Source organism: Paenibacillus sambharensis (assembly GCF_003233845.1).
Classification (GTDB): domain Bacteria; phylum Bacillota; class Bacilli; order Paenibacillales; family Paenibacillaceae; genus Paenibacillus_I; species Paenibacillus_I sambharensis.
On sequence record NZ_QKRB01000054.1, the window covers coordinates 192,665 to 208,551 of the forward strand.

The 15,887-nt window shown below is 50.2% G+C and carries 12 protein-coding genes and 1 pseudogene; 11 read left to right on the forward strand and 2 right to left on the reverse strand.

Annotated features, from left to right (window positions below; translation table 11 throughout):
* Positions 1-41: 41 nt before the first annotated feature.
* Together DNH61_RS19880 and DNH61_RS19885 are read right to left on the reverse strand one after the other, a co-directional pair.
* Complete coding sequence (locus tag DNH61_RS19880; protein ID WP_111148567.1) at positions 42-242, reverse strand: uracil-DNA glycosylase; 201 nt, start codon at positions 240-242, stop codon at positions 42-44.
* A 61-nt stretch (positions 243-303) separates the two neighbouring features.
* The gene (locus tag DNH61_RS19885; protein WP_111148568.1) at positions 304-1,680 is read right to left on the reverse strand and encodes a Calx-beta domain-containing protein; all 1,377 of its coding nucleotides are present in this window, start codon (positions 1,678-1,680) and stop codon (positions 304-306) included.
* Between the two features lie 282 nt (positions 1,681-1,962).
* Between DNH61_RS19885 and DNH61_RS19890 the strand changes: the two genes are divergently transcribed.
* From DNH61_RS19890 to DNH61_RS19935, 11 genes and pseudogenes are all read left to right on the forward strand, one after another.
* Positions 1,963-2,310: a hypothetical protein gene (locus tag DNH61_RS19890; RefSeq protein ID WP_111148609.1), complete on the forward strand. Its 348-nt coding sequence runs from the start codon at positions 1,963-1,965 to the stop codon at positions 2,308-2,310.
* Positions 2,311-2,505: 195 nt separating this feature from the next.
* Positions 2,506-3,306 (forward strand): transglycosylase domain-containing protein, encoded by an 801-nt coding sequence (locus DNH61_RS19895; RefSeq protein WP_111148569.1) that lies wholly within the window; start codon positions 2,506-2,508, stop codon positions 3,304-3,306.
* 297 nt (positions 3,307-3,603) lie between these two features.
* A pseudogene (locus tag DNH61_RS19900) lies at positions 3,604-5,124 on the forward strand (glycoside hydrolase family 43 protein); the annotation flags it as partial.
* Between the two features lie 39 nt (positions 5,125-5,163).
* Positions 5,164-5,502, forward strand: a complete 339-nt coding sequence (locus DNH61_RS26875) for a carbohydrate-binding protein (RefSeq protein WP_245948272.1) — start codon at positions 5,164-5,166, stop codon at positions 5,500-5,502.
* A gap of 250 nt (positions 5,503-5,752) precedes the next feature.
* Entirely contained in the window at positions 5,753-6,454 is a 702-nt protein-coding gene (sigK, locus tag DNH61_RS19905; protein WP_111148571.1) for an RNA polymerase sporulation sigma factor SigK, read from the forward strand.
* A 249-nt stretch (positions 6,455-6,703) separates the two neighbouring features.
* Complete coding sequence (locus tag DNH61_RS19910) at positions 6,704-8,032, forward strand: ABC transporter substrate-binding protein (protein WP_111148572.1); 1,329 nt, start codon at positions 6,704-6,706, stop codon at positions 8,030-8,032.
* Between the two features lie 142 nt (positions 8,033-8,174).
* On the forward strand, positions 8,175-10,247 hold the full coding sequence (locus DNH61_RS19915) for an alpha-glucuronidase family glycosyl hydrolase (protein WP_111148573.1): 2,073 nt from the start codon (positions 8,175-8,177) through the stop codon (positions 10,245-10,247).
* A gap of 202 nt (positions 10,248-10,449) precedes the next feature.
* Positions 10,450-11,412 carry a carbohydrate ABC transporter permease gene (locus tag DNH61_RS19920; RefSeq protein WP_111148574.1) on the forward strand — a complete coding sequence of 321 codons (963 nt, stop codon included), beginning with the start codon at positions 10,450-10,452 and terminating at the stop codon, positions 11,410-11,412.
* Positions 11,409-12,254 (forward strand): carbohydrate ABC transporter permease, encoded by an 846-nt coding sequence (locus DNH61_RS19925; protein ID WP_111148575.1) that lies wholly within the window; start codon positions 11,409-11,411, stop codon positions 12,252-12,254. Before DNH61_RS19920 ends, DNH61_RS19925 begins: the two co-directional genes overlap by 4 nt.
* 102 nt (positions 12,255-12,356) lie before the next feature.
* On the forward strand, positions 12,357-14,093 hold the full coding sequence (locus DNH61_RS19930; RefSeq protein ID WP_111148576.1) for a sensor histidine kinase: 1,737 nt from the start codon (positions 12,357-12,359) through the stop codon (positions 14,091-14,093).
* Positions 14,094-14,217: 124 nt separating this feature from the next.
* On the forward strand, positions 14,218-15,837 hold the full coding sequence (locus DNH61_RS19935; protein ID WP_111148577.1) for a response regulator transcription factor: 1,620 nt from the start codon (positions 14,218-14,220) through the stop codon (positions 15,835-15,837).
* The last annotated feature ends 50 nt before the right edge of the window (positions 15,838-15,887 follow it).

The window sequence follows — 15,887 nt, forward strand, 5'->3', positions numbered from 1 at the left end:
TGCGTTGGGGTGGTGCTGTCCCGCTGGTCCCTGCCTCCACGTTAACCGGACCGCTGATCTTTGCCGCCGGTTCCTTTCAGCTCGAAGTTCATACAAGGCTGACCGGAAGAGGACAGTACAGTCTGGCTGGGCATGCTCTTCGTCTTGAAGCCGAATGCCCGGCAGCCGCGCGGAAAACCTGGATCCCAGGTAACATAGAAATGCTTGCACTTCATGCAGTCAATGCGTTTGGCTTCGGTCATGCTACCCCGCCCTTATCCTATTATCCGCTACTAATTATAACGGAACGAGGCGGGAAAATCGTTAGTGAACGGTAACCATGCCCGTATGGAGGGCACGGTAGCCTTTGGATGCGCCCTTCAGCTCAAGCAGGAAGTACTTGGATGCCATCTCGCTGAAAGGTGCTACATAGCCGTTTGGATACAGCGGGATTTCCACGGTCTTCTGCGTCTCGCCAGGCGCGAATCTGATCTTCTGCGGGGTACCATCATACTCGACGCCTGGCTTCGCCATCCAGTGCTCCCCAGCCTGTGTCAGATGGTCTTCCTTCGGAGTAAGCGTCACTGAGGCTTCGCCCTCACCGTCGCTGCGCATAACGGTAACGGTTAACGTCTTGGAGAACTGGTACGTACCGTACATATACTGGGACTTGAAATAGAAGCTTGGCCGGTCATTATCGCGGATTGTGATATAACCGCTGTCAACAGCCCCGATTGATGTGTTTACAGGATTGGAGAGAACGATCTTGAACCCTTCCGGCTTGAGCTCTACTTTCTCATCGTCGATAATGCCGAACAGCCGATTCGGTTCGTAAAGCATGTGCGTATTGTTCCAGCCAAACTTGGTGAAGGGGTTGTCGGCCCGCGTATATTCAACATCGCGGTCGAAGCTGAATTTATGCGGCGAGAATTTCGTCATTCTTGAGGTATAGTCCTCGTTGCGCTTCGCACAGCAGTCAATGTACTTCAGGTCAACCGTTACCGGCTTGCTGCGGTCTCCAAGTATGATAATGCCATCCATAATGCTGCGGTCGGTCTGCCATGGGCGGACAGCCAGCTGGCCGTCTTCCACCATGTCAAACCAGGGGTTTGCCCGGTTGCTCTTCCGGGTGAAGGTGACAACCGATTCATCATCATCGAACACGTACAGCTCAGCTGTCGCGCTTTGGTGAGGAACAACAACATTATCGGTCTTCGGGCTAATGGATACGGTGTAATATTCGATGCATTCGGATACCTCATCGTTCGTAATGGGAACCGTGATCTCCTGCTGATGCTGTTCGTCTGTGAAGGTAAGCGTGCCCTCCTGAGGGGGAACCTGTGCATATCCGCACGCGCTGGCGGCAGGCCCGACAAAATGCAGTTGCTCCACTTTGTAGCTTACGACGGCTTCCTTGCCGCTGCCCAGCCGGCCTTCGAGCATAACCTGAATCCGGCGGTCGCCGTCCTCCTCGTTCTGACCATAATAATTGGCGGCGTCTTCATCCTTCCACCCGGTCGAGTAGTCAAAGTCCGTAAGCCTTACGACTGCGGCAGTATCCTCTGCTTGTGCGGTAACAGGCGCTGCAGCCGTTGCTTCGTCAGGCACAGGCGGATCCTGGGCCAGGATGCGGGCGGGCTGAATCGCGGTGGCTATTGTAATTGCTGCTGTAACAAGCAGTAAGGCTGCTTTCCGTTTCATGGTTTAACCTCCAAAGGCAGTTAGTATTGGATACAAAATGTATCTTCCATTAATTATAGGTCAGCGGAGCGGTTGTGTAAAATGAAAAGGAACTCATGTTGTCAGTGTTCACCACATCCCCGAATAGTTGTTTGAAGCATCGAGCTGTCCGCTGTTAAGCAAGCCAGCGAGCAAAAGATATATGCTCCTAATTAACCATGGAAAGACCAGCTGAATCGGGGCAGCCGGGCATATGCAGAGCTTCTGCGCATAGGATGGGAAAGAAGGAGCGTGGTGGCTGCGGTGGATGTAAAGGTGAGGCGGTACTATGAGCTGAAGCAGGAAATCAAACAGCTCAGTGAAGAGATGGCAGGCTTGCGGGAGGAACTGATCGGCTACTGCATGAAGAAGGAGATTCGCCAGCTGGAAGCCGGCGGCTGCAAGCTTAAGCTTGTCGTGCAGCAGCGCAGGGAATATGACGATGCGAAACTTCTGTCGGCGCTGCCGGACCCGGAGCTGTGGCGAATGCTGTCCAGGGCTGATACCGCCAAGGTAGCGAGTCTTGTGAAGCTGAATGTGCTCACGGAAGAGCAGATCAAGGATGCTTACATAACGAAGGATGTCCAGCTGCTGCAGGTGGAGAAGAAGTAATGGCGACAGGAGCCGCGCTCGTGCTCCGGACCCTTGTTACATGCACAGCATAAAGCCCTTTCAAGCTCATCGCTTGGAGGGGTTTCGGCTTGTTTCCTTACAAAGATGTAAGGCTTGGGAAAGGTTAATCGATAGAAGCACCGGGGCCGCTTCAGGTACATTATATGCAAGAAGACTTGAAGGAGGCCGGTGCGAATGCTTCATACTACGAGCGTTACGGCACATGCGAAGGCTGCAGGAAGACATGCGGCAAGAAAACAGAGAAAGACCTCTCGTCTATATAAAATACCTGTACTGCTAATGGCCCTGCTGTTGACGCTGCTTGCTGTATGGTACAGTGTTCTGGCTGTCGGCGGCCGGTTAACGGAAGAACAGAAGATAGACGCCGTACTGCGCGGTGACCACTATATATCGATCGACCAGATGCCCGACTATGTATGGCAGGCATTCATTGCAGTCGAGGATAACCGGTTCATGAACCATAACGGGGTTGATCCGAGAGCGCTGGGCCGGGCATTGGCGGCGGATATTCAGGCCGGGAGCTTTGCTGAGGGAGGAAGCACAATCACGATGCAGCTGGCGCGCAATCTGTTTCTGACCCACGACAAGACCGTCCTGCGGAAGATCAAGGAAACGGCGATTGCTCTTCATCTGGAGCGCAGCTATACCAAGGAAGAGATTCTGTCGATGTACCTGAACCAGATTTATTTTGGGCACGGCAAGTATGGAATCGAAGAAGCGGCTAATCTGTATTTCGGGAAAACCGTACGGGCCGGGGACCCGGACCGGGAAACAATCCGGCTGGAGGAAGCGGCGATGCTGGCCGCGCTGCCGAAAGCGCCCGAACGGTATTCTCCTCTGCGGAACCCCGACCTGGCCAGAGAGCGGCAGCAGCTGGTTCTGGGGCTAATGGAGAAGCATGGGGTTATTACTGCGGAGGAGCAGATGGAAGCCAGCTCGCGTGAATTGGCTGTGAATGACAAGCGGCAGGCATAATCCCGCGGGTTTCCGCACAACGAGAAGATGCTCGCTCTCTTAACCGCCCTATCGATGGGCGGTTTTCTGTTTTAGCTTTTGCATAACAAAGTCCAACAAACACCAAAAATCGACCAACTATCTTAAGTTTGAAAAAAGATACAATTTAACCGTTACCTGTGATCTCGAGGCTGCAGGCGTAACGCCATCCTTTATGCTGCATTTATTATGTTTGGGTTCAAACAATTGTAACCGGTTGCATACTGTTTGGACCAGCTGAAGCATCAAATAAGATACGATGAATTGGAGGAATGAATAATGAAGAGGCTGTCTGTAGTATTTTTGGTTTGTGCCCTATGGTTCAGCTGCCTGCCTCAGGCGCCTGCGCATGCTGCAGGCAATGCGGTTGCGAAGCTTCCGGGGAATTCGAACCCGCTGATGGACCATAAGCTGGGGGCGGATCCCTATGCGCTGGTTTACAACGATAGAGTCTATATTTATATGTCCAGCGATGCCTATGTATATAACAGCAATGGCACGGTTAAGGACAATGATTTTAGCGCACTGAATAAAATCCATGTGATTTCTTCTGCCGATATGGTGAACTGGACAGACCATGGCGCTATACCTGTAGCAGGCAGCAACAATGCTAATAATGGCCAGGGGATTGCAAAATGGGCATCGCTATCGTGGGCTCCATCTGTCGCCAAGAAGACGATAAACGGCAGGGACAAGTTCTTTTTGTATTTTGCTAACGGCGCTTCGGGTATCGGTGTGCTTACGGCGGACAGTCCAGTCGGTCCTTGGTCCGACCCTGTCGGAAGAGCGCTTCTGACAACCAGTACACCGGGAATGTCCGGCGTTACATGGCTGTTTGATCCTGCTGTTCTGGTCGATGACGATGGCACAGGTTATCTGTATAGCGGCGGGGGGATTCCGAATACCTCTGATCCGGCGTCTGTCGCGAATCCAAAGACAGCCAGAGTTATCAAACTGGGAGCCGATATGACCAGTGTGGTCGGGAGTGCCGTAACCATCGATGCTCCTTACTTGTTTGAAGACTCGGGTATGCATAAGTATAACGGCAAGTACTATTATTCCTACTGTATCAATTTCACGGGTACTCATCCGGCGGCTTATCCAGCAGGGGAAATCGGCTATATGGTGGGTGACAGCCCGATGGGCCCCTTCACCTATAAAGGCCATTTTCTCAAAAATCCGTATGCCTTCTTCGGTGTGGGCGGTAACAATCATCACGCTGTATTCCAATTCAAGAACGAGTGGTATGTCGTCTATCATGCACAGACAGTCAGCAAGGCAGTGCTGGGAGACGGTAAAGGCTATCGCTCGCCGCATATCAACAAGCTGGTGCACAATTCTGATGGGACAATCCAGGAGGTTAAGGCAGATATGGCCGGCATACCTCAAATTGTCAATCTGAATCCGTATAACCGGGTTGAGGCCGAAACAATCGGCTGGAATGCCGGCATTACAACGGAACCAAGCAGAGCCGCTGGCGGACCGTTCAACAATCAGAATGTGACAAGTATAAACAATGGGGACTGGATTGCTGTAGGCAACGTCGACTTTGGCACCGGCGGAGCCAAATCTTTTAAGGCGAATGTTGCTTCCACTGCGGGCGGCAAAATCGAAATTCGTCTGGGCAGTCCTGCGGGCACGCTCATTGGAACTCTTAATGTCGGCTCTACAGGGGGGAATCAAACCTGGAGGGAGCTGGAGACAACGGTAAACAACACAACAGGTGTCCATAGAGTTTACTTCGTGTTTAGCGGAACAGGGACCGGCAATCTGTTTAATTTCGATTATTGGCAGTTTACGGCCAATTCGTCCAGTGCAACCAGGGTGGAAGCTGAAAATATGACCCTTGGCGGCACCTATGCCGGGAAGATCAGCTCCCCTTTTAATGGAGCTGCCTTATACGCGAATGGTGATTATAGTGCGTACAATCAATATTTTGCTTTCCCTACCCACAGCTTCACACTCCGGGGCGCCTCCAGCAATTCCGGAACGGCCAGAGTCGATTTACAAATCGGAGGAACGACAGTCGGATCCTTTTACTTTACGGGAACAGCGCCGACCACTCAAACCTTGTCCAACATCAGTCATGCCACCGGACCCGTGGAAGTAAGACTGACGGTATCGACCGATAATGGCACATGGGATGCTTATGTCGACTATCTGGAATATACAAATTAAGAAGCACCGGGAACTGCTTGTTTAGGCTTTCTCTTAGGTCTGTCATCGTATTAACGACGGCTCCTGCTGAAGCAGTTCTTTCTAAACAAAATGTCAGGGTTTGAAACAGCTTTGCAGCAACTTTTTATCCTGGCCGTACAGGCACTTCTGGGCCCCCGCCCACATACACTGTAGAACAGTCTTCGGAGATTGCCGGGGTTTACGCTATAGCGCGTATCTGAACCGGCCATTACGTATGGGGGTGTCTGATATGCCTGGATTATTTGCTGCAATTGCCTTGTTTATCAAACAGCTTTCGCTGCTCGTTTCTTATGTCAAGAATAACGCCTTCCCGCAGCCGCTGCAGGAGGCAGAGGAAGCGCGGCACCTGAAGCTGATGGCGGAAGGCAACCAGCATTCCCGAAACATGTTGATTGAGCACAATCTGCGCCTTGTCGCCCACATCGTCAAGAAATTCGATAACACCGGCGAGGATCTTGAGGATTTGATTTCGATTGGCACAATCGGTCTGATCAAGGCGATCGAGAGCTTCCAGACGGGTAAAGGCACGAAGCTTGCCACCTTCGCGGCCCGCTGTATTGAGAATGAGATCCTCATGCATCTTCGCTCGCTCAAGAAAACGAAGAAGGATGTTTCGCTGCACGATCCGATTGGGACTGATAAGGAAGGCAATGAAATCACCTTGATCGATATTCTCGGCACGGAGGCCGATGATGTGGTCGATAAGGTGCAGCTGAAGATTGAGAAGAGCAAGATTTACAAGAATCTTGACATACTGGATGACCGGGAGAAGGAAGTCGTCGTGGGACGCTTCGGCCTGGAGCACGGCGGGGAAGAACGGACACAGCGGGAGATCGCGAAGGAGCTCGGTATCAGCCGGAGTTATGTTTCGCGGATTGAGAAGCGGGCGCTGATGAAGCTGTATCATGAGTTTTATAAGGCAAAGAGATGAGTTTTGAAAAGATAAGTTGTGAAGTAATGCTTAAAACAACACAGTTTTTTGAAAGCGACTTGTCTACGGATGAGTTGCTTTTTGTTTTATTTCTTCCCAAACGAACAAAGCGGGCATACCTTAAGTAAGATTCGGATTTCCGTGAGATTTTATAATAAATCGTGCATCACCCTCATATGAACTTCCATGCATAATTGTTACTATAACTGTGTAGCAAGTCATTATAGATTTAAATTGGGAGGGTTAAAGATGTTGAAATGGAAGCGTTCTCTTACAGTCTTGGCCATGACAGCTTTGCTGGGGACGATGGCAGCATGCGCTGGCGGCGGGACAAACAACAATGCAGAATCTACTGCAGAGCCTGCTGACACTAATAATGCCGCAACGGCTGAACCAAGCAGTGAACCTGTAAAGCTGCGCATTATGTGGTGGGGTTCCCAGCCGCGCCACGAGGCAACCCTGGCTGCGCTTGACTTGTACACAAAGAACAACCCGAATGTTACGTTTGAGCCGGAGTATTCTGGTATGGATGGATACTTGGACAAACTATCAACTCAAGCCGCGGCTAATAACGCACCGGATATCGTTCAGCTTGATCCGGGCTGGATGCCGGACTGGATGTCCCGTAATCAATTAACTGAGCTGGCACCTGAGGTTGATGTAAGCAAATTCGACTCAAAATTACTGGCCGGAGGTCAACTTGACGGCAAGCAATATGCTGTTCCTCTGGGTTCGGTAGCGTTCGGTATGGTTTATGACAAAGCCGCTATGGATAAGCTCGGAATTGCTAATCCGGCCAATGGCTGGACTTGGGATGACTTCTTCGCTTTAGCCAAGGAATCCAAAGCCAAATTGCCAAGCGGACAATATTTTACCTTGGACTATGCAGGCAACTACTTTATGTATTCGGCCTACCAATACGCCAAAGGTAAAGGTCAGGTTATCACGGATGATGGTCACTTCAACGTAGATCAAGCTGCCTACTTGGAATGGACTAAGAAATTTGAGGAGCTGCGCAAGGAAGGGCTGGTTCCTCCGGCGGACGTAAACGCATCTGACAAGGAAAATGATCCGCAAATGGACTTGATGGCGGCAGGCAAAGTTTTGTTCCGGTATAGCTTTTCTAATAACCTGGGTACATGGGACAGTATTAAACCAGGCGCTTACGCACTTGTAACCATGCCGCGTGCAGAAGAAGCAGGCGGATGGTTGAAACCATCGATGTATCTCTCTGTCACCAAAAACTCCAAGCATGCTGAAGAAGCTAAAAAATTCATCAACTGGTTTGTGAATGATCAGGAGGCGGCCAAGATTCTGCAAACATTCCGCGGCCTGCCAGCTAATAAGGAAATTTCAACTTCCCTGGAAGCAAGCATTAGCGATCTGGACAAGGTTGGATTAGAACTCCTCCGTGCGACTGAAAAGGATGGTCAGACCTGGTCGGCTGGAGCTGGAGGCTGGACGAACTTTATTGACAAAGACTGGGCGCTTGTCCGGGATCAGCTTAGCTTTGGAAAAGTCACACCTGAGAAAGCCTTTGAGCAGTTGAAAGAAGCAGCACAATCTTACGAAAAATAATTCAAGGACAAGGCCCGGAACAGCTTGTTCCGGGCCTTGAATTTGCTTTGGCTGCAGACGGCTGTCCCGTACATTTACAGCCATACTGGCGCTTGAACAAACAAACAGATATGTGCGATTTAGGCATAGGGAGGATTTAATAATGAGTAATTCTGTGTTGTATCACCCCGGAGACGGATATCTGGCCTGGCAGCAGTACCGCCGGAACAGGGCGGGGGCGATTGTTGATCAATATGCGGTGTACAAACATATTGTAGTTGATGCGCAGGAGGATGTTGTTATTCGTTCTGCAGTGAACGAGTTGTCTCAAGGCATGGAGGGGATCACAGGCACCAAGGTGTCCCTATCAGGTAATACGGAGAGTACTCCCGGTATTATATTAGGAACTTTCGGAACCGGTACTGGTATAGATGAACTGTTCAACCCTGATGTAAGCAGTGCTGTCAAAGCAGAGGGCTTTGCGATTCATACCGACAGCCTTACCGGTAATATTGCCATCGGTGCAGTCACATCCGCAGGTATATTGTATGGAGTATTTCACCTGCTGCGTATCATGGGGACAGGCAACTCTGTTCAGCATTTAAATATAGTAGAGAATCCCGTCAATCAGCTGCGCATGATTAACCAGTGGGATAATATGGACGGGAGTGTGGAGCGGGGATACGCCGGGGAATCTATTTTTTATGAAGACAACCGGATAACAGATAATCTTCAACGCATCCAGGATTATGCCCGCCTGCTGGCCTCCATCGGGATCAATGCCATCGCTATCAACAACGTGAATGTCCACCGGGTGGAGAGCAGGCTGTTAACGGAATTCCTGCCGCATGTGGCGAAGCTGGCAGCAATCTTCCGTGCCTATGCAATCAAGCTGTTCCTGAGCGTCAATTATGCCAGCCCGATTGAGATCGGCGGCCTCTCATCGGCAGATCCGCTGGATTCAGATGTCCGGGAATGGTGGAGGGCCGCAGCGTCAGAACTATATGCTGTAATTCCTGATTTCGGAGGATTCCTGGTCAAGGCAGATTCGGAGAACCGGCCGGGACCGTTTACCTACGGAAGAGATCATGCCGACGGCGCCAATATGCTGGCCGAAGCGCTGAAGCCGCATGGCGGCATCGTCATCTGGCGCTGCTTCGTGTATAACTGCAAGCAGGACTGGCGCGACCGAACAACGGACCGGGCGCGGGCGGCCTATGACCATTTCCAGCCGCTGGATGGACGTTTCATGGATAATGTCATCCTGCAGGTGAAGAATGGACCGATTGATTTTCAGGTCAGAGAGCCAGTTTCGCCGCTGCTTGGAGCCATGCCGCAGACAAATCAGGTCATTGAATTTCAGATTGCCCAGGAGTATACCGGACAGCAACGCCATGTGTGCTATCTGGTCCCCCAGTGGAAGGAAATTCTAAACTTTGATACACATCTCCAAGGTGAAGGAACTACGGTCAAACGTATTGTGGATGGAAGTGTTCACGGCAATGTCTACAGCGGGTTTGCCGCCGTCTCCAATATTGGAAATGACACCAATTGGACGGGCCATCTGCTGGCCCAGGCGAATCTGTTCGGTTACGGTCGTCTGGCCTGGAATCCGGAATTGTCTGCCGAGAATATTGCTCTGGAATGGATTATGCTCACCTTTGGCACCCATGAGCTGCTGGTTCAGACCCTACTAGATATCCTGATGAACTCCTGGGAGATTTATGAATCGTATACAGCCCCGCTGGGCGTCGGGTTTATGGTCAATCCTGACCACCACTATGGCCCTAATGTGGATGGATATGAGTATTCAATGTGGGGGACTTATCACTTCGCAGACTGCTATGGTATCGGTGTGGACCGTACCACAGTAACCGGGACCGGGTATACCTCCCAATATGCCCGTATTAACATGGAGCTGTACGAGTCGCTTAAGAGCTGTCCGGATGAACTGCTGCTCTTTTTCCACCATGTACCGTATACCCATGTGCTCCATTCCGGCAAAACCGTGATTCAGCACATTTATGATACACATTATGCAGGTGCGGAGCGGGCAAGCCAACTGGCCGCCGCCTGGGAGCTTGTGAAGGACCAGGTGGGTGAGCAGGCATACAGGCATGTGGCGGACCGTCTTGCAGAACAGGCCGAGCATGCTAAAGAGTGGCGGGACCGAATCAATACGTACTTTTTCCGGAAGAGCGGAATTGCTGATCAATGGGGAAGAACCATCTATTAATGGACTGTAATGAAGAGGCGGTGAATACCGCTTCTTTTTTTATATCCTATAGGCTGAATATAGTCTCAACCAATCCCGGAATAGAAATATCAGTTTTATTATCGTTATATTTTGAAAGAATTCGAGCATTCCCCTCCTTTAGAGGGCGTGGGACGGATTATATACTTAAAGTATAAAAATTGACCACAAGAGGTGACCACAGATGAACCGTTCCACAGCCACTATAGCCCAATCTGCTGCCAAGACAAAAAAAAGCTCATACTTTCGCAGCAGATGGAACGCTCCGCTTGCAGGCTATTTGTTTATTTCGCCTTGGCTGATCGGATTTCTAGCGCTTACAGCATATCCGTTATTCTTATCCCTGTACTATTCATTCACCGATTACACTTTGATGCAGCCGGTAGAATGGACCGGGACCCGCAATTATGAGCGTATCTTTACAGCGGACCCCAAATTCATTCAATCCGCTAAGGTAACCTTCATGTACGTGCTGGCTTCCGTACCCTTAAAGCTTATAGCTGCTCTCTTCGTTGCTATGATTCTGAGCAGAGCCGTAAAAGGAATAGGCTTTTACCGCACGGCGATTTATTTTCCGTCGCTAATCGGAGGGAGTATCGGGGTATCGCTGCTCTGGCGCAACATTTTTGGCGTAGACGGGATTTTTAACAAACTGATTGGCGTCTTTGGCATTGAAGGGAAGGGCTGGATTACAAGCCCCGATACGGCGCTCAGCACGCTGATCCTGCTGACAGTCTGGCAGTTCGGTTCCACCATGGTTATTTTTCTGGCAGGTCTGAAGCAGATTCCAAACGACCTGTACGAAGCATCATCTGTGGATGGGGCCAACAAAATCACACAATTCTTCCGAATCACACTGCCGATGCTTTCGCCCATTCTCTACTTCAACCTGATTATGGCCGTTATCGGCTCGTTCCAAATGTTCACCTCGGCTTTTGTGATCACGAACGGCGGACCGATGAACTCCACCTTTGTGTATGCGATGTACTTGTATGAAAGGGCATTCAGCCGGTATGAGCTGGGTTATGCCTCGGCACTGGCCTGGATTATGTTGGTCGCCATTGTTGCGGCCACGGTTCTGATTTCCTACACCTCGAAGTATTGGGTATTCTATGAAACAGACACTGGAGGGAAAAAACGTAAATGACCACTCTAAAATGGAAGCCGGCGTTCCGTCATCTGTTCATGATTCTCTTCAGCCTCATGATGGTTTATCCGGTTCTTTGGTGGGTCGGTGCTTCACTGAAGCACAGCACTGAGCTGGGCTCGCCGTCGATTTTCCCGACTGCCCCGCAATGGAGTAACTTCACCAAAGGCTGGACATCGGTTCCTGGACACACGTTTACCGATTTCTATCTCAATACCTTCGGACTGGAGCTCGCGGTAATTGTTGCAACGCTGCTATCCTGTACCCTGGTGGCCTTCGGTTTTGCGAGACTGGACTTTCCGCTCAAAAACTTCTGGTTCTCCATTCTGATGCTGACCTTGATGATGCCCGGACAAGTGCTGATCATCCCGCAATATGCGCTGTTCCATCAACTGGGCTGGGTGAATACGTACTTGCCGTTTATTGTTCCGCATTTGCTTGCTACCGGGACAGGCGGCAGCTTCTTCGTTTTCCTGCTGATTCAATTTATCCGCGGCGTTCCAAGAGAGCTTGACGAATCGGCCAAAATTGACGGCTGCTCCTGGTTCGGAATCTTCTGGAGAGTCGTTATGCCGCTTGCCTTTCCGGCAATCGTTACCGTGACGATCTTCTGCTTCCTGTGGAACTGGGACGATTTCCTCGGTCATCTCCTGTATATCAACAGCGTGGACAAGTATACGGTCGGACTCGCGCTGCGTATGATCAATGACTCGCAATCTGCGGCGGAGTGGGGCCAATTGCTTGCCATGTCACTGGTATCTATACTTCCGGCAACCATCGTCTTCATGTTCCTTCAGAAGTATTTCGTTGAAGGGATTGCGACAACAGGAATTAAAGGATAAGATTTAAAAAAACATTGGTCCGTTAACGGTAAAGCGTCGAATGCCCTTCGCAGCTTTACCGTTTATTGTATGTGAACGGGAGTACGAAGGAAGGTAGAGCATTTGATCAATCCTTTTAAAAAATATAGAATCGACCGTCTGTTTTTTCATAGCTTTGCCATTGTCCTTATTGCCCTTATCGTTGTTACCGCATGGACAAGCTACAGCAATTCATCCAAGGCGCTCGTACAGACCACCTTCCATTACCAGCAGCTGCTGCTGGATGAGCTGAATAATGAAATTACGACCCGGCTGGTCATGATTGAGCAGATTTCGCTGTCCAGCTCCCGCGACAGCGAGCTGACTAATTTCCTCCTGAACAGGCAGGATGAATTTGAGAGGCACCGCAATCGTGCAGGTGTTGAAAGCGCACTCGCGAATTTGACCTATGCGATTCCGCTGATTCAAGGGATCGACCTGTATATGGATAACCCTATTCCGAGTGAACGGCAAAACTACATCCAGTTCCGGAACATTGCGGATCTTAACAAGCAGGAAGGGGCCGGATGTCTGGCGAAGAGCGATTTTTGCTGGTCCAGGGAGTATAATTTCCCCAGCACGCAAGGTGAGGTTCCGGTGCTCAGCTTTTTCAGAAAAATAATATATGAGAATGACTATTTAGGTGTCCTTGTCGTCCACATCAAGGCCAACGAGATCCGTAAGCTGCTAACCGGCAATTCCGACGGATCTAACCGGATTATGGCGGACAGCGAAGGACAGCAGATTATGAAAATAGGCGATGCGATGGACCAGAATGACTGGTCCCGGTGGATTGATCTCAAAAGCAATAAATCGGGCTATGTCCATATCCCGGCAACCGATGGCTCCCGTGATACGCTGCTCGTCTATTCAAGGATGGATAATTCCGTCTGGACCCTAATTGAATTCACATCTTGGAAGCAGATCACAGCAAGCAGCCTGAGGCTGGCGGAGTGGATCGGTTTGATCGGTATCGCTGCAGTGCTGCTGGTTTTGCTCCTGACCCATTTTTTGAGCAAACAGTTTACAAAGCCGATCAAAACTCTTGTAACTGCGATGCGCATGTACTCCGTTGGAGGCGATAATGTGGAACTTCCGGTGGATTATGAGAATGAATTCGGTTATTTATTCTCCGGCTACCGCAAGCAGAACGAACGGATTGAGGAGCTGTATCTCTCGCTTGAGCGCCGTTATGAACAGCAGCGGAAAGCTGAAATTGAGGCGCTACAGGCCAACATCAATCCGCATTTTCTATATAATATGCTGGATCAGCTTAACTGGATGGCGATTGAGGCCGGACAGGATGAGCTTAGCCGTATTCTGGAGCTGATGGGACGTATGTTTCGAATCGGGTTGTCCAACGGCAACAGCTTTATCAAGATAGCAGATGAACTGCTGCATATAGAGTGTTATCTGGAAATCCAGCAGCTGCGCTGGGGAGAAGGGCTTGAATACAGGATTGAGGCAGCGTCCGAGCTTCAGGAGTTATACATTCCGAAGCTTACACTACAGCCGTTCGTGGAGAATTCTATCGTTCATGGATTCAACAAGCAGCGCAGCGGCTATGTGTCTATCGTAATGGAGAGAGCCGGGGATGCTCTGCACATTGTCATTGATGATAACGGAGCCGGACTGAAGCAGGCTGATCACAGCCTCCATAAACGTCATACAGGCGGCTACGGAATTCGCAACGTGCGAGAGAGAGTCGCCGGGTATTTCGGGGAGAGTTATGGTATTACGCTTCATGAACGTGAAGAGGGTGGAACAAGGGTGGAAATTACGCTGCCGCTGCTGACAGAACCTCCTGCCAGGAAGGACTGATCCTTATCATTCAGATTTGGATCTGTGGATAAGATACGAAACGGCAGTGCGGTAAGCACTTGTTTACTGTAGAGCAGATATAGTCGTACTTCGTTTACTTACGGAGTTTAAGGAGGCAGGGGTAATGTGGAAAATCGCAATCATTGATGATGAGCGCCAAGTCCTAAAGGGGATGAAACAGGCGATTCCCTGGGATGAACTGGGGGCTGAGTGGGTTGGAGAGGCTGTGAATGGAGAGGACGGACTGGAGGTAATCCGCTGTACACAACCGGACATTGTGATCACTGATCTTTATATGCCCGTGATGAGCGGCCTGGATATGATGGAGCAGCTTAGGAAGGAAGGATTCGAAGGCAAAATCATTATTCTGAGCGGTTATTCGGATTTTGAGCATGCGAGACAGGCTCTAAGGTTTCATGTGACCGACTATGTTTCCAAGCCAATCAGTCTGCCGACGCTAAAATCGATTCTAAGCAATGTCGTACGGGAACTGGAGGAAGAAGAAGAGAAGCGAATCAGGCAGTGGGAGCTTGAGTCCAAAATGAGGCTGTATGAGCCATTTGTTGAAAAAGAGTGGGTTCGCTCCGCTGCTGTCGGTACCCTGGACAATGCGTACAAAGACAGCACACGCCTTCCGTCGTCGTACCGTTATTGGCAGGAACGCAAGCATGTCACGGTTGGCATCAAACTGATCCGTGATGAACGGGCCAGATGCCTATCCGTCTCTGATTGGAACCTGTTCCGGTTTGCGGTCAGCAATATCGCTTGTGAAGTAACGCGCAAGCTGTTCCCGGATATGGAATACACAGAGCTGCACAGTACGAGAGCGTTATTGATTATTCATCCGGGTCTTGGGCAACCCGAGCAGTTAGAGGATAAGCTGGAGGAACTGGGTATCAGGCTGATTGACAGCATTGGCGGTTATCTCAAGCTTGTGACACGGATAGGGATTGGGGGAGTGAAGGATACATGGACGAAGCTCTCCGAATCAACTGAGGAAGCTTTCCGCGCAATGGATCAAAGAGCTTTGCGGGTCACTACCGAACATGAAGTGTACATGTACCGGGAGAACAGCAGCAGCGAACAGGGAAATGTCGCCCTCTTTCAGGTCAAGTTCTCGTATAAGCTGGCGACAGCGATGAAAGCCTCGCAGGAAGCCGAAGCCCACCAGCTTGTACTGGACTATATAACGGAAATGAAGAAGCAGGAGGGACTTTCCCAAGGATACGTACAAATGCTCGGAAGCGAGCTGTGGGGAATTATAACCTACTCATTATATGAATCCGGATTGGTACTGGATGACCTGTTCACCAATGACCAGATTGCCAAGGAGATCAGCAGTCTGATCGTACCGGAACAACTGGCAAGGTGGCTGATGGACAAAATCACCAAGATCTGCAGCAGCAGGCAGTGGAAAGGCAGCAGCAAGCATAGACAGGTTGTTGAATTTATGACCAGTTACATTCATGAGCACTATGCGAAAGAGCTGACACTCGCCGAGCTTTCGGATAAGGTATTCATTTCCCGGAACCATTTGTCCATTATTTTCAAAAATATTACCGGTGAAACCTTCAATAACTACCTGACCCGGGTTCGGATCGAGAAAGCGCGCGAGCTGCTCATGGAGCGGAATATGCTGGTCTATGAAGTGGCCGAACGGGTCGGCTATAAGAACATTCCCTACTTCAGCACACTGTTCAAAAAAATTACCGGAATGAATCCTACGGAACTGATAAAGAACTAGCAGCAGAAGATGACGTCCCGAAACAGTCGCTAGGGGGACAAACGCCATGG